18 protein-coding genes, 1 tRNA gene and 1 other RNA gene are annotated in these 22,776 nt (G+C 70.3%); 7 read left to right on the forward strand and 13 right to left on the reverse strand.

The features are described 5' to 3' along the window. Positions 1-2: 2 nt before the first annotated feature. A complete protein-coding gene (gene pyrE, locus ACIBSW_RS06265; protein WP_354728693.1) occupies positions 3-518 on the reverse strand; it encodes an orotate phosphoribosyltransferase in 516 nt (171 codons plus the stop codon). A gap of 151 nt (positions 519-669) precedes the next feature. On the opposite strand from pyrE, the gene ACIBSW_RS06270 reads away from it, so the two are divergent. Together ACIBSW_RS06270 and ACIBSW_RS06275 are read left to right on the forward strand one after the other, a co-directional pair. Next, entirely contained in the window at positions 670-2,904 is a 2,235-nt protein-coding gene (locus ACIBSW_RS06270) for an EAL domain-containing protein (protein ID WP_354728691.1), read from the forward strand. 105 nt (positions 2,905-3,009) lie between these two features. Beyond that, positions 3,010-3,306 carry a hypothetical protein gene (locus ACIBSW_RS06275; protein WP_354728689.1) on the forward strand — a complete coding sequence of 99 codons (297 nt, stop codon included), beginning with the start codon at positions 3,010-3,012 and terminating at the stop codon, positions 3,304-3,306. 57 nt (positions 3,307-3,363) lie between these two features. Here ACIBSW_RS06275 and ACIBSW_RS06280 read toward each other — a convergent pair whose 3' ends face one another. The 3 genes from ACIBSW_RS06280 to ACIBSW_RS06290 form a co-directional block, all read right to left on the reverse strand. After that, positions 3,364-4,458, reverse strand: coding sequence for a glycoside hydrolase family 19 protein (locus ACIBSW_RS06280; RefSeq protein WP_354728687.1), 1,095 nt, complete (start codon positions 4,456-4,458; stop codon positions 3,364-3,366). Positions 4,459-4,609: 151 nt separating this feature from the next. Further along, positions 4,610-5,674, reverse strand: a complete 1,065-nt coding sequence (locus ACIBSW_RS06285) for an aspartate-semialdehyde dehydrogenase (protein ID WP_354728685.1) — start codon at positions 5,672-5,674, stop codon at positions 4,610-4,612. A gap of 7 nt (positions 5,675-5,681) precedes the next feature. Further along, positions 5,682-6,947 carry an aspartate kinase gene (locus tag ACIBSW_RS06290; RefSeq protein WP_184998508.1) on the reverse strand — a complete coding sequence of 422 codons (1,266 nt, stop codon included), beginning with the start codon at positions 6,945-6,947 and terminating at the stop codon, positions 5,682-5,684. A 227-nt stretch (positions 6,948-7,174) separates the two neighbouring features. Here ACIBSW_RS06290 and ACIBSW_RS06295 point away from each other — a divergent pair, with 227 nt between their 5' ends. From ACIBSW_RS06295 to ACIBSW_RS06310, 4 genes are all read left to right on the forward strand, one after another. Continuing rightward, the gene (locus ACIBSW_RS06295; protein WP_354728683.1) at positions 7,175-7,981 is read left to right on the forward strand and encodes a hypothetical protein; all 807 of its coding nucleotides are present in this window, start codon (positions 7,175-7,177) and stop codon (positions 7,979-7,981) included. A gap of 203 nt (positions 7,982-8,184) precedes the next feature. Next, positions 8,185-9,924, forward strand: a complete 1,740-nt coding sequence (gene leuA / locus ACIBSW_RS06300; RefSeq protein ID WP_354728681.1) for a 2-isopropylmalate synthase — start codon at positions 8,185-8,187, stop codon at positions 9,922-9,924. Between the two features lie 116 nt (positions 9,925-10,040). Beyond that, positions 10,041-10,709 (forward strand): HNH endonuclease family protein, encoded by a 669-nt coding sequence (locus ACIBSW_RS06305; protein ID WP_354728679.1) that lies wholly within the window; start codon positions 10,041-10,043, stop codon positions 10,707-10,709. Next, entirely contained in the window at positions 10,706-10,951 is a 246-nt protein-coding gene (locus tag ACIBSW_RS06310; protein WP_404799232.1) for a hypothetical protein, read from the forward strand. The genes ACIBSW_RS06305 and ACIBSW_RS06310 overlap by 4 nt, the downstream gene beginning before the upstream one ends. A 9-nt stretch (positions 10,952-10,960) precedes the next feature. Here the strand turns inward: ACIBSW_RS06310 and ACIBSW_RS06315 are convergent, their stop codons facing one another. The 9 genes from ACIBSW_RS06315 to ffs all read right to left on the reverse strand — a co-directional run bounded on the left by ACIBSW_RS06315 (position 10,961) and on the right by ffs (position 22,542). After that, the gene (locus ACIBSW_RS06315; protein ID WP_354728677.1) at positions 10,961-12,007 is read right to left on the reverse strand and encodes a dipeptide ABC transporter ATP-binding protein; all 1,047 of its coding nucleotides are present in this window, start codon (positions 12,005-12,007) and stop codon (positions 10,961-10,963) included. Next, on the reverse strand, positions 12,007-13,044 hold the full coding sequence (locus ACIBSW_RS06320) for an ABC transporter ATP-binding protein (protein WP_354728675.1): 1,038 nt from the start codon (positions 13,042-13,044) through the stop codon (positions 12,007-12,009). Before ACIBSW_RS06320 ends, ACIBSW_RS06315 begins: the two co-directional genes overlap by 1 nt. After that, positions 13,044-14,057 (reverse strand): ABC transporter permease, encoded by a 1,014-nt coding sequence (locus ACIBSW_RS06325; RefSeq protein WP_404799233.1) that lies wholly within the window; start codon positions 14,055-14,057, stop codon positions 13,044-13,046. The genes ACIBSW_RS06320 and ACIBSW_RS06325 overlap by 1 nt, the downstream gene beginning before the upstream one ends. Positions 14,058-14,148: 91 nt before the next feature. Then, positions 14,149-15,906, reverse strand: coding sequence for an ABC transporter substrate-binding protein (locus ACIBSW_RS06330; protein WP_354718446.1), 1,758 nt, complete (start codon positions 15,904-15,906; stop codon positions 14,149-14,151). A 72-nt stretch (positions 15,907-15,978) separates the two neighbouring features. Continuing rightward, positions 15,979-16,956: an ABC transporter permease gene (locus tag ACIBSW_RS06335; protein ID WP_354718448.1), complete on the reverse strand. Its 978-nt coding sequence runs from the start codon at positions 16,954-16,956 to the stop codon at positions 15,979-15,981. 870 nt (positions 16,957-17,826) lie between these two features. Beyond that, on the reverse strand, positions 17,827-18,420 hold the full coding sequence (gene recR / locus ACIBSW_RS06340; RefSeq protein ID WP_184998500.1) for a recombination mediator RecR: 594 nt from the start codon (positions 18,418-18,420) through the stop codon (positions 17,827-17,829). A 4-nt stretch (positions 18,421-18,424) separates the two neighbouring features. Continuing rightward, positions 18,425-18,733, reverse strand: a complete 309-nt coding sequence (locus ACIBSW_RS06345; RefSeq protein ID WP_221480028.1) for a YbaB/EbfC family nucleoid-associated protein — start codon at positions 18,731-18,733, stop codon at positions 18,425-18,427. 96 nt (positions 18,734-18,829) lie between these two features. Continuing rightward, positions 18,830-22,360, reverse strand: coding sequence for a DNA polymerase III subunit gamma and tau (locus tag ACIBSW_RS06350; protein ID WP_354718449.1), 3,531 nt, complete (start codon positions 22,358-22,360; stop codon positions 18,830-18,832). A gap of 86 nt (positions 22,361-22,446) precedes the next feature. Next, positions 22,447-22,542, reverse strand: an RNA gene (ffs, locus tag ACIBSW_RS06355) — signal recognition particle sRNA small type. Between the two features lie 82 nt (positions 22,543-22,624). Here ffs and ACIBSW_RS06360 point away from each other — a divergent pair. After that, positions 22,625-22,712: transfer RNA gene (locus ACIBSW_RS06360), tRNA-Ser, on the forward strand. Positions 22,713-22,776 lie beyond the last annotated feature (64 nt).

The following is a 22,776-nucleotide window of genomic DNA, read 5'->3' on the forward strand; positions in this document are numbered from 1 at the left end:
CGCTAGGACAGGTCGGCCCGGGTGAGCAGTGCGCGCAGCGTGATGCCGTCGGCCGCCAGCGCCTCGGCGCCGCCCTCCTGGCGGTCGATCACGCAGAGCGCGTGGTCGACATGGGCGCCGAGCTTGCGCAGCTCGCCGGTGGAGATGACCACCTGGCCGCCGGACGTCACCACGTCCTCGACCACCAGGACCCGCCGGCCGGCCACCTCCGCGCCCTCGGCCAGGCGGGCCGTGCCGTACTTCTTCGCCTCCTTGCGCACGAACGCGCACGGCAGCTTGGCGTGCCTGCCCAGGGCCGTCACCACCGCGATGCCGCCCATCTCGAGACCGGCCAGCACCTCGGTGCCGTCGGGGATGAGCGCCGCCATCTGCTCGGCGAGCCGGTCCAGCAGCACCGGGTCGGACTCGAACTGGTACTTGTCGAAATACTCGGTGGCGGTCCGGCCGGAGCGCAGAACGAACTCGCCGGTCAGTCGGCTCACGTCGCGGACCTGCCGCGCAAGGTCAGAGTCAGTCACAAGGCAACAGCCTGTCAGGCCCGGTCCGGGCGGGCGAAGGCGGCCCGGGCCCGGCTCAGTTCCCGCCCGGAACTGCCGAATCGGGAGGTATGCAGACTGCCCCGGGACGAGGGTTCGGCGCCGGTCACGACTCACAGGTCCCGGTGTGAACATGCCTACCTCGTCGACACATCAGCTGACCGAGTACTTCACGGCCGTCACCGCGTCGGCCGACGAGGACACGGCGATCGCCGTCGCGGTCGAACGCGCCGTCGAGATGGTCGCGGCCGAGGCCGGCGCGGTCGTCCTCGGCGAGGAGGTGCGCGGCGAGCGGGGTTTCGGCGCCGAGGCGCCGGTGCAGGGCCTGCTGGCGCTGGCCGACGCGCCCGGCACGCTGTCGGTGCCGAGCCTCGGTGACCGCTACGCCGTGTCCAGCGCCCTCGGCTCGGACCTGGCCGGCGCGCTGATCATGGCCCGGGAGGGCGACCCGTTCGGCGAGCCGGAGCGCCAGATCCTCGACGGCCTGGCGCAGGGGCTCGGCCTGGCCATGCGCAGCATCCGGGTGCTGCGCGGCGAGCGGACCGTGCGGGTGGAGCGCGAGCGGGAGGCCGCCGACCGCCTGGTGCTGCTGGAGCAGGCGCAGACCCGGCGGCAGCTGGTCGAGTCGCTGCTGGCGATCCAGCGGGAGATCTCGAGCCGCAAGTCGCTGCCGGAGATTCTGGACGCCGTCACGGCCGGCACCGGGCTGCTGCTCGGCGGCGTACCGGTCGCGCTGATCCTGGCCGAGGCGGGCCGGGACCGCCGGCTGACCGTCGCGTCGACCTCCGGCGCCGGTGACCACGACTTCATCGACCCCGAGGGCCCGCAGACCGAGGCCCGCGTCGCGATGTCGACCTCCAACGTGATCATGCGCGCGGCGGTTCCCGGCCATCCGGAGCGGGGCACGGTTCTCGCCGCCCCGGTGCGGGTCACCGGGGAGATGTCCGGCAGCCTTGTCGCCCGGCTGCCCAGCGCCCCCGAGGCCTCCCGCGAGTTGCGTGACTTGCTGGCCGCGTTCGCGCAGCAGGTCAGCCTCGCGCTGACCGATGCCCGTACGGTCGAGGCGGTCCGCGAGGCGCACCACGACTCGGTGACCGGCCTGCCGAATCGCGGCCTGTTCCTGAAGATCTCCAACCGGGTGCTGGCGGCGCGGGGCGAGCCGACCGAGCCGACCAGCGTGCTCTTCATCGACCTGGACCGGTTCAAGGCGGTCAACGACAGCCTCGGCCACGAGGCCGGCGACGAGCTGCTGGCCTCGGTGGCCGACCGGATCAAGGGCTGCGTCCGGGCCAGCGACACCACCGCCCGGCTCGGCGGCGACGAGTTCGCGGTGCTGCTGCACGATTCGCCCGTCGAGTCGGCCACCGCGATCGGCGAGCGGGTGATCGCCGCGATCAAGGAACCGTTCCGGATCTCGGGGCGGGACGTCTTCATCGGCGCGAGCGTGGGCGTCGCGGCCAGCCGGGAGCCGTCCGCGGACTCCAAGAGCCTGCTGAACAAGGCCGACCTGGCCATGTACCGCGCCAAGAAGGCGGGCACCGGACGGGTCGTGGTCTACGAGCCGCACATGCACACCGAGGCGCTCGACTACCTGAGCCTGCACGGCGACCTGCAGTACGCGATGCACGAGGACCAGTTCCGCCTCCAGTACCAGCCCCTGGTCCGCCTGGACACGGGCGAGATCGCCGGCGTGGAGGCGCTCGTACGCTGGCACAGCCCGACCCGCGGCCTGGTGCTGCCGACCGACTTCATCCCGATCGCGGAGGAGTCCGGCCTGATCGCGGAGATCGGCCAGTGGGTGCTGGAGTCGAGCGCGAACCAGGTCGCGGCCTGGCGCCGGATCAACCCCGATCTGACGCTCAACGTGAACGTCTCGGGCCATCAGCTCCGGCACCGGCAGTTCGCCACGAACGTGACCCGGGCGCTGGCCGTGGCCGGCATGCCGGCGAGCGCGGTGACCCTCGAGCTGACCGAGTCGGTGCTGATGAACGACTCCGAGGCGGCGATGGCGTCGCTGGCGAGCCTGCGGGAGATGGGCGTACAGCTCTCCATCGACGACTTCGGCACCGGCTATTCGTCGCTGGCCTACCTGCGGGAACTGCCGGTCAACGAATTGAAGATCGACCGCGCGTTCGTCGACCGGGTGGAGTCGACGACCGAGGATCTGGCGCTGGTGCGCACGATCGTCGACCTCGGGCACATCCTCGGGCTGCGGGTCGTCGCCGAGGGCATCGAGAGCCCAGAACAGCTCGCCGCGCTGCGTCGCCTGGGCTGCTCGTACGGGCAGGGGCATCACCTGTGCCGGCCGGTCGACCCCGTGGATATGCCCGGAATCCTGACAGACAAACCGATAACACCCGCTGCCTGACAACGGGGTCACTCGTACGCGTCATTGATTAGTTGGGTTGCCTGGGGCCGGAGCCATTTCAGCTATTTTGCGGGCTATAGACCGAAATACGCTGAGAGGCTCGCCGTGACACCCTTCGCCCTGCTATTCCTACTGGCCCTCGCCGGGTCGTCCTGCTTCGCCCTCGGACGCGCCCTCGGACGCGGTGAACGCTACGAAAAGGGTTATCGCGAGGGCTTTCGCGATGGCGAGACCGGCTCGCTGGCCCGCGCGGCACGCCTGATCCAGTTCAACGAGCGCCGGTCGATCGCGCCGGCGCTCGAGTCGATGCTGGTGCCCAGCCCCGTACCGCAGCAGCCGCCCGCCCGATCGGTCAGCCCGGCCGTCGTCGGGGTCCCGGCCCGTCCGCAACTCGCCCTTTAGAAAGAGCGCGGAGGGTACGGCCGAACCGGCCGCACCCTCCGTGTTTCCGGGATCTGCTCAGCAGTAGAGGTTGCCGCCGGGGCTCACTCCCAGAATGCCCGCGAACCGGTTGTACGCGTCAACGCGGCTCTGCACCTGCGCGGGGTTGCCGCCGTTGCACTCCAGCGAGCCGTTGATGCTGCGGATCGTCTCGCCGAAGCCACGGCCGTTGACCATGGCGTCGTGCGGGGTCATCGTGCCCGGGCCGCGCTGGGTCATCCAGTACCAGACGGCGGTCTGGTACGCCACCGATGACTCGTTCTTGACCCGGTCCGGGTTGTTCAGCAGGTCGATGCCGAGCGCGTCGCCGGCCGCCTTGTAGTTGAAGTTCCAGCTCAGCTGGATCGGCCCGCGCCCGTGGTACGCGGACTGACCGGCCGGGCAGCCGTACGGCTGCGAGCGGTCGCAGTAGAGCGGCCAGTTCGCCTGGTTGATCTCCTCGACGTAGACCAGCCCGCCGGACTCGTGGTTGACGTTCGCCAGGAAGGCCGCGGCCTCCTGCTTCTTCACCGTGTCGCTGCCGGTGGTGGTGAACGCCGGGTACTTCTTGATCGCGTCGATCAGGCCGGCGTACGAGTAGAACCCGATCCGGTTCGGGAACATCTGGTTGAACTGGGCCTCGCTGACCGGGAAGCCGCCCGATCCGCCGCCGCCGGGCGGCGGGGTGGTACCGCCGCCGCTGCAGTTGTAGACCTCCCAGTACCAGGTGCTGATGACCGGGTCGTAGCCCGGGTTCTCGTACTTGGCCCGGTAGTAGTTGCCGTTCGTGTACCTGACGATCGAGCCGGCCGCGTAGTACTGGCCCGCCGCCCAGTTCGGGTAGTTGCAGGACGTGCCGGGCGGTGGCGTGGTGCCGCCGCCGCAGGAACCGTTGTCGGCCCAGACGCCGGAGCCGCCGGTGCTTGGCGTCTCGCCCTGGGTCCACCACTTGGCGGTCCAGTTGTGGCTGTTGTAGGAGGCGCGCATGCCGCCGGTGTAGACCGCGGAGCTGTTGTACGCGCCGACGCAGGCCTCGGCCGCGTTCGACGCCGTCATGGGCAGCAGGGCCGCGGCGGCACCGACCACGGCGACGCCGAGGGTAGCCGCGATCGACAGGAGCCGTTTTTTGGACATGGCTCACCTTCCGTACGTGGGGGGACGCACCGGTGCGAGTGGTACGGGGATTCGCATTGACTCAACTAGATACCCGGGCCGCGAGTCAATATCTGTTAAGAAACTTCAGAAAATATTCTGGCGCGACTCCGCCGATCGACCCGAGCGGGGATCAGGAGGACGACTTGGCGAACTCCGCGGCGAGCAACTCCGCGATCTGCACCGTGTTCAGCGCCGCGCCCTTGCGCATGTTGTCGCCCGTGATGAAGAGATCCAGCGCGCGCGGGTCGTCCATCGCCCGGCGGATCCGGCCGACCCAGGACGGGTCCGTGCCGACCGCGTCGATCGGCATCGGGTACTCGCCCGCCTCCGGGTCGTCGACGAGGATCACGCCGGGGGCGTTGCGCAGCACCTGGCGGGCGCCCTCCGCGTCCAGCTCCGAGCCGAAGACGGCGTGCACCGCGATCGAGTGGCCGGTCACCACGGGCACCCGTACGCAGGTCGCCGAGACCTTGAGGTCGGGCAGCCGGAGGATCTTGCGGGACTCGTTGCGGAGCTTCAGCTCCTCCGACGACCAGCCGTCCGCGGCGAGGTCGCCGGACCACGGGACCACGTTCAGCGCCAGCGGCGCGGTGAAGGGTCCGAGATCGTCGCCGATCGCCTGCCGCACGTTGCCCGGGCGCGAGCCGAGCAGCCGGTCGCCGGCCACCTTGCTGAGCTGGTCGTGCAGGGTGTCCACGCCGATCTGCCCGGCGCCCGAGACCGCCTGGTAGGACGCCAGGACCAGCTCGCGCAGGCCGTACTCGCGGTGCAGCGGCGCGATGGCCATGATCATGGCCATCGTCGTGCAGTTGGCGTTGGAGACGATGCCGCGCGGGCGGCGACCCAGCGCGTCCTGGTTGACCTCGGGCACGACCAGCGGGACGTCGGGATCCATCCGGAAGGCCGACGAGTTGTCCACGACCGTGACCCCGCGCTCGACCGCGACCGGCGCCCAGGCCCGCGACACGTCGTCGGGCACGTCGAACATGGCCACGTCGACGCCGTCGAAGGAGTCCGCGGTCAGCTCCTGGACGACCAGCTCCTCGCCCCGGCAGGACAGCACCTTGCCGGCCGACCGCGCGGACGCGATCAGCCGGATCTCGCCCCAGACGTTGCGGCGCGAGCTGAGCAGCTCACGCATGACCGTGCCGACGGAGCCGGTGGCCCCGACGACGGCGAGCGTGGGCTGCGTCATCCGCCGCTTACCGGCCGGTGCCGGCGTAGACGACGGCCGTCTCCGAGCCGCCCAGCTCGAAGGTGTCGTGCACGGCGCGGACCGCGGTGTCGAGGTCGCTGTCGCGGCAGACGACGGACACCCGGATCTCCGAGGTCGAGATCATCTCGATGTTGACGCCGGCCTCGCCGATGCAGGCGAAGAACGACGCGGCGACGCCCGGGTGCGAGCGCATGCCGGCACCGATCAGCGAGACCTTGCCGACGTGGTCGTCGAAGAGCAGCCCCTTGAAGCGGGTCTGCTCCTTGATCTTGTCGAGCGCGGCCATCGCGGTGGGGCCGTCGGCCTTCGGCAGCGTGAACGAGATGTCGGTGCGCCCGGTGCCCTCGGTCGACACGTTCTGGACGATCATGTCGATGTTGATCTCGGCCTGGGCGACCGTCTCGAAGATCCGGCCGGCCGCGCCGGGCTCGTCCGGCACGCCGACGATCGTGATCTTCGCCTCGCTGCGGTCGTGGGCGACCCCGGTGATCAGCGCTTGTTCCACTCCCGCGTCCTCCATCGATCCGGTGACCAGCGTGCCCTGCTTGTTCGAGTACGAAGAGCGTACGTGGATCGGCACCTTGAACCGGCGCGCGTACTCCACGCATCGCAACATCAGCACCTTCGCCCCGCCCGCGGCCAGCTCCAGCATCTCCTCGTAGGTGATCTGGCTGATGTGCCGGGCGTTCGAGACGATGCGCGGATCGGCGGTGAAGACGCCGTCGACGTCGGTGTAGATCTCACACACGTCGGCGTGCAGCGCGGCCGCCAGCGCGACCGCGGTGGTGTCGGAGCCGCCGCGGCCCAGCGTGGTGATGTCCTTGGTGTCCTGGGAGACGCCCTGGAAGCCGGCGACGATCGCGATCGCGCCCTCGTCCAGCGCGGTACGCAGCCGGCCCGGCGTCACGTCGATGATCCGCGCCCGCCCGTGCACGGACGTGGTCAGCACGCCGGCCTGCGAGCCCGTGTAGGAGCGGGCCTCGTAGCCGAGGTTGTGAATCGCCATCGCCAGCAGCGCCATCGAGATGCGCTCGCCGGCGGTCAGCAGCATGTCCAGCTCACGGCCGGGCGGCAGCGGGCTCACCTGGTTGGCCAGGTCCAGCAGGTTGTCGGTGGTGTCGCCCATGGCCGACACCACGACGACCACGTCGTGCCCCGCCTTGCGCGCGGCCACGATCCGCTCCGCCACCCGCTTGATGCGCTCGGCATCGCCGACGGACGAACCGCCGTACTTCTGCACCATCAGGGCCACGGCAGCCGGCTCCCTTCCACCCACACGTGCCGACGCCGCCCGGCCTGTAGATCCAGTTCAGGCCAGGCGGCGCCGGTCAGGTCAATCGAGCCCCCAGACTAGCGGCGGCCGTCCCGCCCGCCGACATGCGATCCCAGATTCCGGCCCGGTGAGTGCCGCGACACGCCGGGAAAGGGTTCGACTGCCCGCAACGACCGGTCCGAGGGTCGAGAGGCGAGAATGTCTCGATGCGCTCCCGCAACGCCACGCGTGTCCTCCCCGCGCTGGTCGCCGCCCTGCTGACCGCCGGCGCGGCCGCCTGCGAGGGTTCGGCGCCCGTGCCGGAGCCGCCCGCCGCGCCGCCGTCGTCCGGGCCGCCGCCGGCCGAGGACGCCCGGATCGAGCTCGCCGCGCGGGCCGCGGCCGCCGAGGACCACCGCTTCGCGGCGCTGTACACCCTCGAGGTGCAGGGCCAGGCGCCCCGCACGGTGCTGGCGACGGTGGCCGTCGACGGCAGCTGGCGGGTGGACATCCCGTCCGGCGCGCTCGGCGGGACGGCGGACGTATCGATCGTGCAGACCGCGGCCGGCGTCTTCCAGTGCGCGCTCGCGTCGGCGGCCAACCCGATCGCCCCGTCCTGCGTGCGGGTCGCCGACAAGGGCAAGCGCGTACCGAAGAAGTACGACCCGAAGATCGAACGGGTGTTCCGGCAGTGGCTGCCGGTCTTCACCGACCGCCAGTCCGCCCTGTCCGTGACCGCCGCCGCGCCGCTCAAGGGCTCGTCCGGCAGCTGCTATTCGGTCGACACGATCTCCACGTCGCTCTCCGCCCCCGTCGACGTCGGCATCTACTGCTACGCCGCCGACGGCCTGCTCACCGCGGCCCGGGTCAATTTCGGCCGGCTGACGATCTCCAGCCCGGCGGCCGCACCGCCGCCGACGATCGACCTGCCCGGCCCGGTGACCGCCGGCGAGCCGATGGGCATGACGGCGCCCCCGCCCCCGCCGGTGACCGTCGATCCGTCGACGCCGTCCGTGCCGGCCCCGTCCGCGTGATCCCGGCCCGCTGACCCTGCGGTTCCCACGATCCGGGCGTAGGGTTAACAGGATCCGGGTTGATCACGTAGGGTGACGTTCGACATGTGGCACGCGCTTCTTCTTCGCTGCCGCGACGAGGCCCCATCACAGGCCGGCACCTCGTCGCGGAGTTGACGCGCGCCGGTCGGTCCTCGAACTGACCACTTCACAGGAGCCAGCACATGTCTTCCGACGTAACTGCCGATCCCATCGCGCGCCAGCGTCCCAGCCGGATGCCGTTCGAGCGCTACCAGCCGTACCAGAAACAGTTCGCCGTCGACCTGCCCGACCGGCAGTGGCCGGGCCGGCGCATCGAGACCGCGCCGCGCTGGTGCGCCGTCGACCTGCGCGACGGCAACCAGGCCCTGATCGACCCGATGTCCCCCGAGCGCAAGCGCCGCATGTTCAACCTGCTGGTCGCGATGGGCTACAAGGAGATCGAGGTCGGCTTCCCGGCCGCCAGCCAGACCGACTTCGACTTCGTCCGCCAGCTCATCGAGCAGGACCTGATCCCGGACGACGTCACCATCCAGGTCCTGGTGCAGTGCCGCGAGCACCTGATCGACCGCACCTTCGAGTCGATCCGCGGCGCCAAGCGCGCCATCGTGCACTTCTACAACTCGACCTCGACGCTGCAGCGCCGGGTGGTGTTCGGCCTGGAGAAGGACGGCATCACCGACATCGCCACCACCGGCGCCCGGCTCTGCCAGAAGTACGCGGAGATCCACACCCCGGACACCGAGATCTTCTACGAGTACTCCCCCGAGTCCTACACGGGCACCGAGCTGGAGTACGCGCTGGAGATCTGCTCGGCGGTGATCGACGTGATCGACCCGACGCCGGACCGCCCGCTGATCATCAACCTGCCGGCCACCGTCGAGATGGCCACCCCCAACGTGTACGCGGACTCCATCGAGTGGATGCACCGCCACCTGCCGCGCCGCGAGAGCATCATCCTGAGCCTGCACCCGCACAACGACCGGGGCACCGCCGTCGCCGCCGCCGAGCTCGGCGTGCTGGCCGGCGCCGACCGCGTCGAGGGCTGCCTGTTCGGCAACGGCGAGCGCACCGGCAACGTCGACCTGGTCACGCTGGGGCTGAACCTCTTCTCCCAGGGCATCGACCCGATGATCGACTTCTCGGACATCGACGAGATCAAGCGCGCGGTCGAGTACTGCAACCAGCTGCCCGTGCACGAGCGGCACCCGTACGTCGGCGACCTGGTCTACACCGCGTTCTCCGGCTCGCACCAGGACGCGATCAAGAAGGGCTTCACCGCCCTGCACGCCGACGCGGGCGAGGCCGGCGTCGAGGTGGACGCGTTCACCTGGGGCGTGCCGTACCTGCCGATCGACCCCAAGGACGTCGGGCGCAGCTACGAGGCCGTCATCCGGGTCAACTCGCAGTCCGGCAAGGGCGGCGTGGCTTACATCATGAAGGAGGAGCACAAGTTCGACCTGCCGCGGCGGCTGCAGATCGAGTTCTCCGGCGTGGTGCAGCACTTCACCGAGGCCGAGGGCGGCGAGGTCGGCCCCGAGGCGATGTGGGACATCTTCGCCGGCGAATACCTGGTCTCGCACCAGCAGTTCGGCATCCTCGACTTCGAGGACTACTCGACGGCCACCGTCGACGGCAAGGTCGAGATCGACGCGGAGGTCCGGCACCGCGGCACCCGGCGGCCCATCGTCGGCGTCGGCAACGGCCCGATCGACGCGTACGTGCAGGCGCTGCAGCCGCTGGCGATCCAGGTCCGGGTGCTCGACTACGCCGAGCACGCGCTCTCCTCCGGCGGTGACGCGCAGGCCGCCGCGTACGTGGAGTGCGAGGTCAACGGCCGTACCGTCTGGGGCGTCGGGCTCGACGCGAACATCGTCACCGCTTCGATCAAGGCCGTGACGAGCGCGGTGAACCGGGCACGCTGAACCGCGCGCTGATCGATGTCCGCGCGCCGTCCGGGTCAGCCCGGGCGGCGCGCGGAACGTATCCGGCACGGATGACGAGCCGCGCGAAGCGGGCGCGCCGCGCATACGCTTGAGGGGTGCCCCCTCACCCCGCTCCTCAGTGGATCATTCGCGCCGCCGCCGCCCTGCTCATCCTGACCACCGCCACGGCCTGCGAGGTCACCGTCGACCCGGGCGGCTCCGCGCCCGGCGGCGCCTCGACCCGTGACACCGGCGACGCCGGGGACTCCGGGGCGCTGCTCGACAAGCTGAAGGTCGCCAAGGCCGGCTCGATGCGCGGATACAGCCGGGAGAAGTTCCCGCACTGGCGCAGCGCCGGCAGCAACTGCGACGTCCGCGACACCGTGCTCAAGCGCGACGGCACCAAGGTCAAATTCTCCGGCTGCAACGTCGTCGCCGGCACCTGGGTCAGCGTGTACGACGGCGACCGGATCGCCGACCCGAGCAAGGTCGACATCGACCACATGGTCCCGCTGGCCAACGCCTGGCGTTCGGGCGCCGCCGCCTGGACCACGCAGGAGCGCGAGGACTTCGCAAACGATCTCGACGACCCGCAGCTGCTGGCGGTTTCGGCGTCCTCGAACCGGGCAAAGGGCGACCAGGACCCGTCGACCTGGAAGCCCGAGCGGACCGACGCCTGGTGCGTGTACGCACAGGACTGGATCACGGTGAAGGCCAAGTGGAAGCTCACCGTGACCACCGCCGAGAAGTCCGCGCTGACCGACATGCTGGAGAGATGCGCATGACCAAATCAACCGACATCACCGCAGGTCAGGGCGGGGTGATGACCGACGAGGTCGGCGTCATCACCGGCGACCTGACCCTGCGGACCGAACTCTCCGGCGATCAGGCCAAGGTCAGCGTCCAGTACCGCGACGCCGACGAGTGGTACGCCGTCACGGGCGCGACGGCGACCCTCAAGGACCCGGCCGACCTGGACGCCGTCCACGCCATCGCGGTCGGCATCCTGAACCGCCCCGAGGGCTGACCCGCCGCCTCAGGCCGAGGTCTTGGCGGGAGCGCGTCCCGCCACGGTCTCGTCCTCGGCGATCGGGAAGTGGCAGGCGGTCTGGTGCGACGCCGGGTCGTCGAGGCGGGCCACCAGCGGCGGCTCCTCGGTCGCGCAGATGTCCTGCGCCTTCCAGCAGCGGGTGCGGAACCGGCAGCCGGACGGCGGGTTGATCGGGCTCGGCACGTCGCCGGTCAACAGCACCCGCTCGCGCTGGGTGCGGTCGCGCCGGCGCGGGTCGGGCACCGGCACCGCGGAGAGCAGGGCCACCGTGTACGGGTGCCGCGGGTTCTTGTACAGCGACTCCCGGTCGGCGATCTCCACCACCTTGCCGAGGTACATGACCGCGACCCGGTCGGAGATGTGCCGCACCACGGACAGGTCGTGCGCGATGAACACGTAGGTCAGGCCGAACTCGTCCTGCAGGTCGTCGAGCAGGTTGACCACCTGCGCCTGGATCGACACGTCCAGCGCGGAGACCGGCTCGTCGGCGATGATCAGCTTGGGCCGCAGCGCCAGGGTGCGGGCGATGCCGATGCGCTGGCGCTGACCGCCGGAGAACTCGTGCGGGTACCGGTTGTAGTGCTCGGGGCTGAGCCCGACCAGCTTCAGCAGGTCCTGCACGGCCCGCTTCACGCCGTGCTCGGTCTTGACGCCCTGGATCCGCAGCGGCGCGCCGACGATCGAGCCGACGGTGTGCCGCGGGTTCAGCGACGAGAACGGGTCCTGGAAGATCATCTGCATGTCGCGGCGCAGCGGCCGAAGCTGCCCCTGCCGCAGGTGCGCGATGTCGCGGCCGTCCAGCTCGATCGAGCCGGCGGTCGGCTCGAGCAGCCGGGTCAGCAGCCGGCCGGTGGTCGACTTGCCGCAACCGGACTCGCCGACCAGGCCGAGCGTCTCGCCCCGGTACACCTCGAAGTCGATGCCGTCGACCGCGCGCACGGCGCCGACCTTGCGCTGCAGCAGGCCCTTGGTGATCGGGAAGTGCTTCTCCAGCCCCTTCACCTTCAGCAGGGCGTCGCCTCGCTCGCTCATCACGCCTCCAGCTTCGGCTTGATCTCTTGCAGCCAGATCCGCTGGCGCTCTTCCGTCGGCAGGTGGCAGCGCACCAGGTGCTTGCTGCCGCCGGCCCGGTTCAGCTCCGGCTGAACCGTGGTGCCCAGGCCCGCCGTCCGATCCTCATAGGCACAACGAGGATTGAACGCGCAGCCGGTAGGCAGGTTGATCAGCGACGGCGGCAGACCCGGGATGGGCACGAGCCGGTCCAGGTTGGGGCGGTCCATGCGCGGCATGGACCCGAGCAGACCCCAGGTGTACGGGTGCTCGGGGCGGTCGAAGATCGTGGTGGCCTCGGCGAACTCGATGCACCTGCCGCCGTACATGACCAGCACGTCGTCGGCGAGCTCGGCGACGACGCCGAGGTCGTGGGTGATGACGATCAGCGCCGAGTTGAACTCCGCCTGCAGATCGTGCATCAGGTCCAGGATCTGCGCCTGCACTGTCACGTCGAGCGCGGTGGTCGGCTCGTCGGCGATCAGCAGCTGCGGGTCGTTGACCAGCGCCATGGCGATCATCGCGCGCTGGCGCATGCCGCCGGAGAACTGGTGCGGGTAGTCGTCGACCCGGCGGTCCGGCTGCGGGATGCCGACCCGGCCCAGCATGTCCACCGTGTGCTTGCGGGCGACCTTCTTGGACACGTTGTGGTGCACCTGGTACGCCTCGACGATCTGCTTACCGACCGTGTAGTACGGGTGCATCGCGGACAGCGGGTCCTGGAAGATCATCGCGAGCTTGTTGCCACGCAGCTTGCGGACGGTCTCCGCGCCGGCGCTGACGATCTCCTCGCCGTCCAGCCAGATCTCGCCCGAGACCTGGGCGTTGCGCTTGTTGTAGATGCCCATGATGCCCAGGCTGGTGACCGACTTGCCGGAGCCCGACTCCCCGACGATGCCCAGCGTGCGGCCGCGTTCCAGGGAGAAGTTCAGCCCGTCGACGCTGCGTACCAGGCCGTCTTCGGTCGGGAAGTGGATCTTGAGGTCTTTGACCTCGAGGAATGGCTGTCCGCCGGACATCAGCCCACCCTCACTCTCGGGTCGACGACCGCGTAGAACAGGTCGACGATCAGGTTGGCGATGACGACGAAGAACGCCGCCATGAGGGTCACGCCGAGCACCTTCGGCAGGTCGTTGTTGTTGATCGCGTCGACCGCGTACTTGCCGAGGCCGGGCAGGGAGAACACCTGCTCGGTCAGGACGGCGCCGCCGAGCAGCAGACCGAAGTCCAGGCCGAAGATGGTCAGGATGGGGGTGAGCGTGGCACGCAGGCCGTGCTTGATGTTCACGTCACGTTCCCGCAGGCCCTTGGCCCGGGCGGTACGGATGTAGTCCTCGCCCATGGTGTCGAGCATGCCGGCGCGCGTCAGTCGCGCGTACTGGGCCGAGAACTGCAGCGCCAGCACCAGCCAGGGCAGCAACAGGGCGTACGCCCAGTCGATCGGGCTCTCGGTGAACGGCGTGTAGGTGCCGCCCGGCGCCGTCCAGCCGAGCTTGTAGCTGAACACCAGCAGGCTGATCATGCCGGTGAAGAAGATGGGGAGGGAGACGCCGGCGAGCGAGAAGGTCATCGCGGCGCGGTCCAGCAGCGAGCCGCGGCGCAGCGCGGACACGACGCCGGTGGAGAGCCCGAACAGCAGCCAGAGGAACGACGCGCCGACCGCGAGCGACAGCGTCACCGGCAGCCGGTCGAGCAGGTCCGGCCACACCGGCTGCTTGGTGATGAAGGAGTAGCCGAAGCAGGGCGCGGGGCAGTGCTCCACGCCGGAGCCGTAGTCGTACTCGGAGCCGAGGAAGATGCCCTTGACCCAGCGGCCGTACTGCAGCCACAGCGGGTCGTAGAAGCCCAGCTTGTGCGCGATGAGGTTGACCGTCTCCGGAGTCGCTGCCCGCCCGACGTACCGGGTGGCCAGCGTCTCCGGGGTCGACCCCACCAGGCGCGGAACCAGGTAGAAGATCGCGAACGTGGCGGCGCTGACGATGAAGAGCAGCACGACGGCCGCAAAGAGACGCCTGATGATGTATGTGATCACGGAGCCCGGCTGTAGCGGCCGGCCCGGGTCGCCCCGGGCCGGCCGCCTGCTGCCTTCACCTACCTAGCTGATGGAGAAGTGGCGGAGAGGTTTACGCGACGCCGAGCGACAGGTAGTCGTACATGCTGTACGCCTCGCTGACGAAGACGTTGGAGAGACGCTTCGGCCGGATCATCAGGCTCTTCGCGTAGACGCCCGGCAGGATCACCGCCTCTTCCATGACGCGCTTGTCGATCGGGCCCCACTGCGCGTCGCGCTTGGCCGTGTCGGTCTCGGCGACCGCCGCGTCCAGCATCTGGTCCACCTGCGGGATCCGGACGCTGGTGTTGGACGAGCCACCGGTCTCCCGGATGACCCGGCTGTCCACGATCTGCGACAGGAAGCCGAAGCCGTCGTTCCAGTCCGCACCCCAGCCGTTGGTGACCAGGCCGAGCTTGTTGGCCTTCACGTACGGCGGGTTGCCGGCGTACTGCGAGAAGTAGTCACCCTGCGGGAACGGCTTCAGCGTGAGCTTGATGCCGACCCGGGCCAGCGACTGCTGCAGCGACTCGGCGGTCGCCTTCTCCTTGGGCCGCTCGGCGCGGTAACCCATGTTCGTCTCGAAGCCGTTCGGCTGGCCACAGGCGGCGAGAGCGGCCTTGGCCTTCTCCACGTCACCGGTGTTGTCGGCGCCGGCCGGGTAGAGGTCGAACTTCTCGTAGCCCGGGATCATCGGGGGCAGGATCGTCGTGGCGATGTCGCCACCGGCCAGCGGGCCGCCGTAAGCGGTCTGGTAGCCGGTCTTGTCCGCGGCGAACTCGACGGCCTTGCGGCACTCGATGTTGTCCAGCGGCGCCACGGTCGGGTTGATCGAGGTGTACCAGAGCCGGGCGAGGACCGGGTTGTCGGTCTGCGCCTTGAGCGCCGGGTCACCGACGACGCGTCCGAGGGCCGCCGGCTGCACGCCGGTGCCCACGACGTCGAGGTCGAGGTCGCCGGAGAGCAGACGGTTGTCGATGTCGTCCGCGTTGACGTTCAGCGAGACCTCGTAGCCGTCCGGCAGCGCCTTACGGTTCGGGTCGGTCGTCTGGTCCCAGTTCGGGTTGCGCTTGAGCGAGAAGTTCTTGCCCAGGTTGTTCTGGTCGAACATGTACGGCCCGGACGAGACCACGTGCTCCTTGTACTTGGCACCGGTGTCCTTGGCCGCCGGGACCGGAACGGTCTGCGGAAGCGCCGCCAGGTAGTCGAAGCCGCCGAACGCCGACTTCAGGTGGAAGACGATGGTGCTGTCATCCGGGGTGGTGATCGCCGAGTCGGTGTTCACACCCTTCGACTTGTACGGACCCTTGTAGCCCTCCGGGAGGTTCAGGAACCCCTCGAAGTAGGCCGGGCCGTTCGGGAACGTCTCCTTGTCGATGGAGCGCAGAACCGCGTACTTGACGTCGGCGGCCTTGACCTCCGCGCCGTCCTCGAACTTGACGCCCTTGCGGATCTTGTACGTCCAGGTCTTGCCGCCGTCCGACGGCACACCCAGGCCCTCGGCGAGGTCGGGGGTGACCGTGTTGCCTTCCGCACCCGGGACGGGCTTGAACATGAGCAGACCACGGCCGTACAGGCGGAGGAAGTTCCACGAGTAGCCGTAGTAGGTCTCACCGGGGTCGACGGTGTCCCAGTCGCCGGAGTTGGCGAGCTTGATGGTGCCGCCCTTCTTCTCGGAAGGGTTGAACACCTTGGTCATGGCCGCGTTGAACTCGGCCTTGCTCGAGCTGGTCGAACCATTGGTGTCGTCGCTACCACCACATGCGGCGGCGGACAACGACAGTGCAAGCGCGGCCGTACCGGCCACCAGCACCTTTGACTTTCGGATCACTTGTAGCAACCTCCCTGGTGGAACGGTCCGGGTCCGGACCGCGCAGCTGGAGTGAAAGTCACGAAGCGCATCTCAGCGCTTGCCCTTCGGGTCGAGCGCATCGCGCAGGCCGTCACCGAAAAGGTTGAAGGAGAGCACGGTAATGAAGATCGCTATGCCCGGGAAGAACATGAAATGCCAGATCGTGTAGAACTGCGCGGCACCCGCCAACATGCCGCCCCAGCTCGCCGTTGGCGCCCGGATGCCGACGCCGAGGAATGACAGCGCGGCCTCGAACAGGATGTTCGTCGGGATCAGCAGCGTGGCGTAGACGAGGATCGGCCCGATCAGGTTCGGCATCATCTCCTTGAAGATGATGTACGGGCTGCGCGCACCCAGGCTGCGGGCCGCGTCGACGAACTCCCGCTCCCGAAGCGACAGTGTCTGGCCCCGGACGATGCGCCCGATGTACGGCCAGCTGAAGAAGCCGATGATGAAGATCAGCAGGGCGATGCGCAACGAGTCGCCGGTGAGGCCGAACGCCGTGTCCGGGATGACGCCCGCCAGCGCGATCGAGAAGACCAGCAGCGGGAACGCCAGGAAGACGTCCATGGCCCGGCTGATCAGCGCGTCCACCCAGCCGCCGAAGTAGCCGGCGATGACGCCGAGCGTCGAGCCGATGACGACGGAGACCAGCGTCGCGAGGAACGCGATCAGCAGCGAGATGCGGGCGCCGTAGACGATCCGGCTGAAGATGTCGCGGCCGTTCTGCGGCTCGACCCCGAAGAGATGGTCGGCGCTGATACCGGTGCCGCCGTAAGGCGCCAGCGTGCTCGTGTCGATCAGCTTCTGGTGGAACTCGTTCGGCGGCGAACCGAGAAGATCGACGATCCACGGCGCGAAGATCGCCACCAGGATCAGGAAGATAACGACGTACCCGCCGCCCATGGCGACGCGGTCGCGCTTGAGCCGGTTCCAGGCGATGCGGCCGAGCGAGCGGCCCTCGATCGCCTTGGCACCCTCAGCGGGGTCCGCAGCGATCGGAACCTGCGTGCCGGGTCCAACGACCATGGAGCGTCGGTCCTTTCCCCGGCCACCGGCCACGGCGCCTAGGCCGAACCGCGGCAGCGCCGCCGGATCGGACCGGCCCCCGCAGCGCGGGCAACCGATCGGTTGTCGCGAACGTGGGTAACTGCGTCCCCGTGCCGGCGATGGTGGTCGCCGGTGTGGACGCATAGAACCAGCGGACGGGTTAAGCCGCCGCCGTGAGAGGAACGCTCACGTATTCCTGCTCACTGGTCAATAGGCTGTAGGTGCTTTTACCAAGTCCTGGCCACGTTGTGACGGGGGCGTGACCTGGTAACCCACGTCACACGCAACATCGGCCCGCGCCGGCATCACCAGCGACTAGGGCATCACCCGTCCCACCAGCCGTTTCGGCCGGCACAAGGCGTCGCTCGGCCCCCGCCACCAGCCCAGCCGGCCCGCGCGAAGGCGCCCGTCCGGCCCACCCCGACACCCCGCGCGGCCCCCGCCACCGGGCCCGGCCGACCCTCGAACTGCGAATCACTCGGCTTCCGCTGTGGCCCACGCCGTCGTCACGCCGACAATCCCACCGACTCACGCAGGAGGCGCCGATGCCCCTCCTGCCAGCGAAAGGACCGGAGTTCGCGAGGGTCCGGCGGCACATCAGCAACATCTGTCACCCGGCCTGACGACCATCGTGGACGGCGTCGAGCGGGCCTGGGTGCCGATCCCGCCGACCGAGCCGGCTGAACCCGGTTTTGGGGAGCACGGACCTGGCAGGGTGGGGGTGGCCGCTCATGAGCCGCCAGGCGATTGGCCGCCCCCGCCCGGCCTCGGCGTGAGCGACGGTCGGCGCCATGCAACCAGGCACGACATGGTCCTGCTTTTGATCTGGCCCTTAAAGTCACACCCCGGTCACACGGCTCTGCGGCCCTCGAAGGCTCGGCCGAGAGTGATCTCGTCGGCGTATTCGAGGTCGCCGCCGACCGGCAGGCCGCTGGCCAGGCGCGTGACGGTGATGCCCATCGGCTTGACCATGATCGCGAGGTAGGTGGCCGTGGCCTCGCCCTCGGTGTTCGGATCCGTGGCGAGGATCAGCTCCTTCACCTCGCCGGTGCCGAGCCGGATCATCAACTCCCGGATCCGCAGGTTGTCGGGGCCGATGCCCTCGAGCGGATTGATGGCGCCACCCAGGACGTGGTACCGACCGCGGAACTCACCGGTCCGCTCGATCGCGACGACGTCCTTGGGTTCCTCGACGACACAGAGCACGTCGTTGCCGCGACGGGTGTCGCGGCAGACCCGGCACTGCTCGGACTCGGCGACGTTGAAGCAGGTCGTGCAGAAGCGGACCTGCTCCTTGACCTTGCGCAAGGCGTTGGCCAGCCGCGTCACGTCGGCGGGATCGGCGGACAGGACGTGGAAGGCGATCCGCTGTGCGCTCTTCGGGCCGACGCCCGGCAGCCGCCCCAGCTCGTCGATCAGGTCCTGGATGGCGCCCTCGTACACGGGCTCAGAATCCCGGGAGGGAGAGGCCGCCGAGACCGCCGGTGGCCGGACCCATCTTCTGCTCGGTCAGCTCGCGCACCGCCTCCGACCCGTTGTGGATCGCGGCGAGGACGAGGTCCTCGAGCGTCTCGATGTCCTCGGGGTCGACGGCCTTCGGATCAATCTTGATCGACTTGAACTCGCCCAGGCCCGTCACCACGACGGTGACCAGGCCGCCGCCGGCGGTGCCGGTCACCTCGGCCTCGGCGAGCTCGGCCTGCGCCTGCGCGACCTGCTGCTGCATCTTCTGCGCCTGCTTCATGATCTGCTGCATGTTCGGCTGTCCACCGGGGCGCATCGCTTAGCTCCTTATTGAAAGGGATAGTCGCGTCCATTGTCCCGCGCGCCACACAGGCCGCACGGAACCGGGTCAGGACTCGCTGATCTTCTCGGCGCCGAGCGCGTCGCGAAGCAACTGCACGGCCTGCTGCTCGCTGCTCTGGCGCGCGGTCCGCTCGTCGATCACGTCGTCGAGGGGCTCGTCACCGGGATCGAAGCCCTCGAAGGCCGGGCCGCCGCCGTAACCCGGCGAGGTACCCCGCCCCTGAGCGACACCCCGACCCTGAGCGGCACCATGACCTTGGGCCGCACCATGACCTTGGGTGGCACCGCGGCCTTGGGCCGCACCGTGGCCTTGGGCCGCGCCGGGCCGCACCGGGCCGTCGTACTCGGGGTCGTAGGGCGCTTCCTCCGTCGGCGAGCCGTCGGACCAGGCGTCGTTCCTGTTCGCCGCGGCGCTGCCGCCGCCACGGTTCGCCGCCGCGTTGCCGCGCCCCGCGCCCGCCGCCGCCGCGCGGGCCGCGGCGAGACCGCTGGACGTCGGCCGCCCGGCCCCGGCCGGCGGCGCGGAGGCCGCCGCGGGCGTGGCGTTGCGCGCCGCCGCGAGGTCACCACCCGCCGCGCCCTGGCCCGGGGCGCCTGCGGTCGCAAACCCGCCGCGCTCACCAGCCCCCGGCGCCGCCGGGGACGGGCTTGGGGGTTCAAGTCCCCCCTCGGACACCGCACCAGGGTTCGCGGAACCGTCGAAGCCCCGGCCACCGGCCGGGCCGTCAAAATCCGGTGCGCCCGCCGACCCGCTCTGCCCGACGCTCGGATCCGCGGGCCCACCAGCGCCGGCATCCCGGTCGCCCGCCGCCGCGCCGCCCAGCCTGGCCGGCTCCGGCCATTCGTCGTCCGTGGCCGAAGGGGTAACCGCCGCTGCCGCCGCCGCGTGCCCACCCGGTCGCGCCGGTTCCGGCCACTCGTCGCTGTCATCGCTCGGCGCGCCCGCGCTCTGCGCAGCCTCACGGCCGGCCGCCGCGGCACGCGGCGCCGCCTCGCGCTGCCGCGTGGCGCCGCCCGCGGCCTGCGTCTGCGCGCCACCCGCAGCCTGCGTCTGCCCGCCGCCCGCGGCCTGCGTCTGCCCGCCGCCCGCGGCCTGCGTCTGCCCGCCGCGCCCGGCGAGATCGTCCGGAGCGCCCTGGCCCTGCGGCGCCCGTTGCGCCGGGCCGGGTGACCCGCCCTGCGGACCACGCGGTGCGGGGCCGGAGCCGGGAGACGGGCCGCCCTCGCCCGCCACGTCGCAGCGGATCTGCCAGCGGCCACCGAGCGCCTCGTAGAGGGCGTCGGAGAGCAGGGCCGGCTCGGCCGCGACCATCTTGGCGTGCGCCGGGAAGCGGAACGTGAGCACCACGGTCTGGCCGTCGAGGTCGCGGACGGTCGCGCCCTGCGCGAGCGCGGCGATCTTCTTACTCTTCCGCCCGACGGCGACCATGATCTCGGGCCAGACCTCCCGGATGGACGCGACGGAGAGCTCGCCGGGCGCCCCGATGTCGTCACCGCCGGGCTCCACCGGTGCGTCCGGCATGATGCCCGCGGGCTCCGGCTGCCGAGCGGCCGGCGTCCGGCGAAGCTCCTGCAGGGGCGGCGCAGCCTCAGCCGACACGGACGGCGCCCCGGAGACCTGCGCCGAGCCCGGCACGGCCGAAACCGGACCAGCCAGACCCGGACCTGCCAGACCCGGACCACCCAGATCCGGACCACCCAGATCCGCACCCGCCAGATCCGCACCCGCCAGATCCGAGCCCGCGAAACCGGAACCCGCCAGGCCAGGATCCGTTAGGCCACGATCCGCCGATTCAGGATCTGCCAGGCCACGATCCGCCAGTTCAGGATCGGCGAAACCAGAGGGCACAGCCGAAACCGACGCCGCCGAACCGGACGGCACCGCCGAAACGGGAGTGGCCGAGCCGGGCATCGCCGAGACCGGGGCGGCGGACGCCGCCGCATCGCCCTCGGTGTGCACCGTGGCGGGCACGGCAGAGACGGGATCGGCAGACCCCGCCGCAATGCCCCCTACGGACGCCGAGCCAACGGTCGCACCCGGAACAGAATCCACGCCGCCCACAGCGGCCGAACCGACGGCCCCGGACGCGACGCCCCCGACCCCCACCAGGCCCACACTGCCCTGCGCCGCGCCATCCTGCGCGAGACCACCCTGCCCGGCACCAGCCTGCGCTACACCAGCGTGCCCAAGATCGCCCTGCGCGGCACCAACCTGCCCGGGACCGCCCTGCGCAACACCAGCCTGCGCGGACCCGCCCTGCGCGGTCGAACCGGGCGCCGGTGCGCGTCGACCCGCCGCCGCGGCCGCCGCGCGGGCCGCCGAGATCCCGCCGCCACCGCCGCCACTCGCGGCGGGTGCCGCCGCGGTCGGCGCGGCCTGCGGAGAGTCGTGCTGCGCACCGACCGCGTCGCCGCTCAGCGTGAGCCGCCGCTCCATGCGCTCCAGCCGCTGCAGCAGCGCGCCACTCGAATCGTCCGCGCCCGGCAGCAGCATCCGGGCCGTGATCAGCTCGAGGAGCAGTCGCGGCGCGGTCGTGCCGCGCATCTCCACCAGGCCGTTGTGCACGATGTCGGCGCACCGGGACAGGGTGGCCGGCCCGAGCCGGGTCGCCTGGGCGCCCATCTGGTCGAGCTGGTCGGCCGGCCCGTCGATCAGGCCCTTGCTCACCGCGTCCGGAATCTGCTGCAGGATGATCAGGTCGCGGAAGCGTTCGAGCAGGTCGGAGGCGAAGCGCCGGGCATCGTGGCCGGCCTCGGCCACGCGGTCGATGGTCTGGTAGGCGGCCGCACCGTCCCCCGCGGCGAGCGCGTCGCACATCTCGTCGATCAGCGCGCCGTCGGTGACGCCGAGCAACTGCACCGCCCGGCCGTAGTCGACGCCCTCGGGCCCGGCGCCGGCGATGAGCTGGTCGAGCACGGACAGGGTGTCCCGGGCGCTGCCGCCGCCGGCCCGGACGACCAGCGGGAGCACCGCCGGGTCGACGTGCACGCCCTCCGCCTCGGTGAGCTGCTGGAGATAGGGCCGCAGCACCGCGGGCGGGATCAGCCGGAACGGATAGTGGTGGGTGCGCGAGCGGATCGTGCCGAGCACCTTCTCCGGCTCGGTCGTCGCGAAGATGAACTTGACGTAGTCCGGCGGCTCCTCGACGAGCTTGAGCAGCGCGTTGAAGCCGGCCGACGAGACCATGTGCGCCTCGTCGATGACGTAGATCTTGTAGCGGCTGCTCGCCGGCGCGAAGAACGCCTTCTCCCGCAGGTCACGGGCGTCGTCGACGCCGCCGTGGCTGGCCGCGTCGATCTCGATGACGTCGATCGACCCGGCGCCGTCGTTGGCGAGCGACTTGCAGGAAGCACAGACCCCGCACGGCTCGGGCGTGGGACCCTGCTCACAGTTGAGGGAGCGGGCGAGGATGCGCGCGCTCGACGTCTTGCCGCAGCCGCGCGGACCGGAGAAGAGATAGGCATGGTGCAGCCGGCCGCTGCGCAGCGCCTGCGACAACGGCTCGGTGACGTGCTCCTGCCCGATGACCTCGGCGAAGGTCCGCGGCCTGTACTTGCGGTAGAGGGCTAGTGCCACTCCTGCCACCTCCTGGACGACCGCGCCATTCTCCGTCGAGGGTGTGACAAGAACAAACCGCGTCCCGCGTTGGTGGGTACGAGGAAAGCAAGGACCCCCCGTGCACCCGCCAGAGCTCGCTTATCCTTGCTGCCTTCCGGCCCTGGGGAGGTTCACAAGATGACGCCGCACGAGGGGCTGCGGACTAGAGTACCCGGCGCCCGCCGACGCGCCGCCCCGCCCTCCCGCCGAAGGGGACACCGACGGGTCTGTATCCTGTCGGACGGAGGATTCGCCTAGAGGCCTAGGGCGCACGCTTGGAAAGCGTGTTGGGGGAAACCCCTCACGAGTTCGAATCTCGTATCCTCCGCCAGCTTGACCAGGCAAACGCTAGGGCCGACCCCCAAGGGGATCGGCCCTTCTGCGTGAGTGGTCTC

The sequence above is a fragment of the Actinoplanes sp. NPDC049668 genome, from assembly GCF_044465445.1.
GTDB lineage: Bacteria > Actinomycetota > Actinomycetes > Mycobacteriales > Micromonosporaceae > Actinoplanes.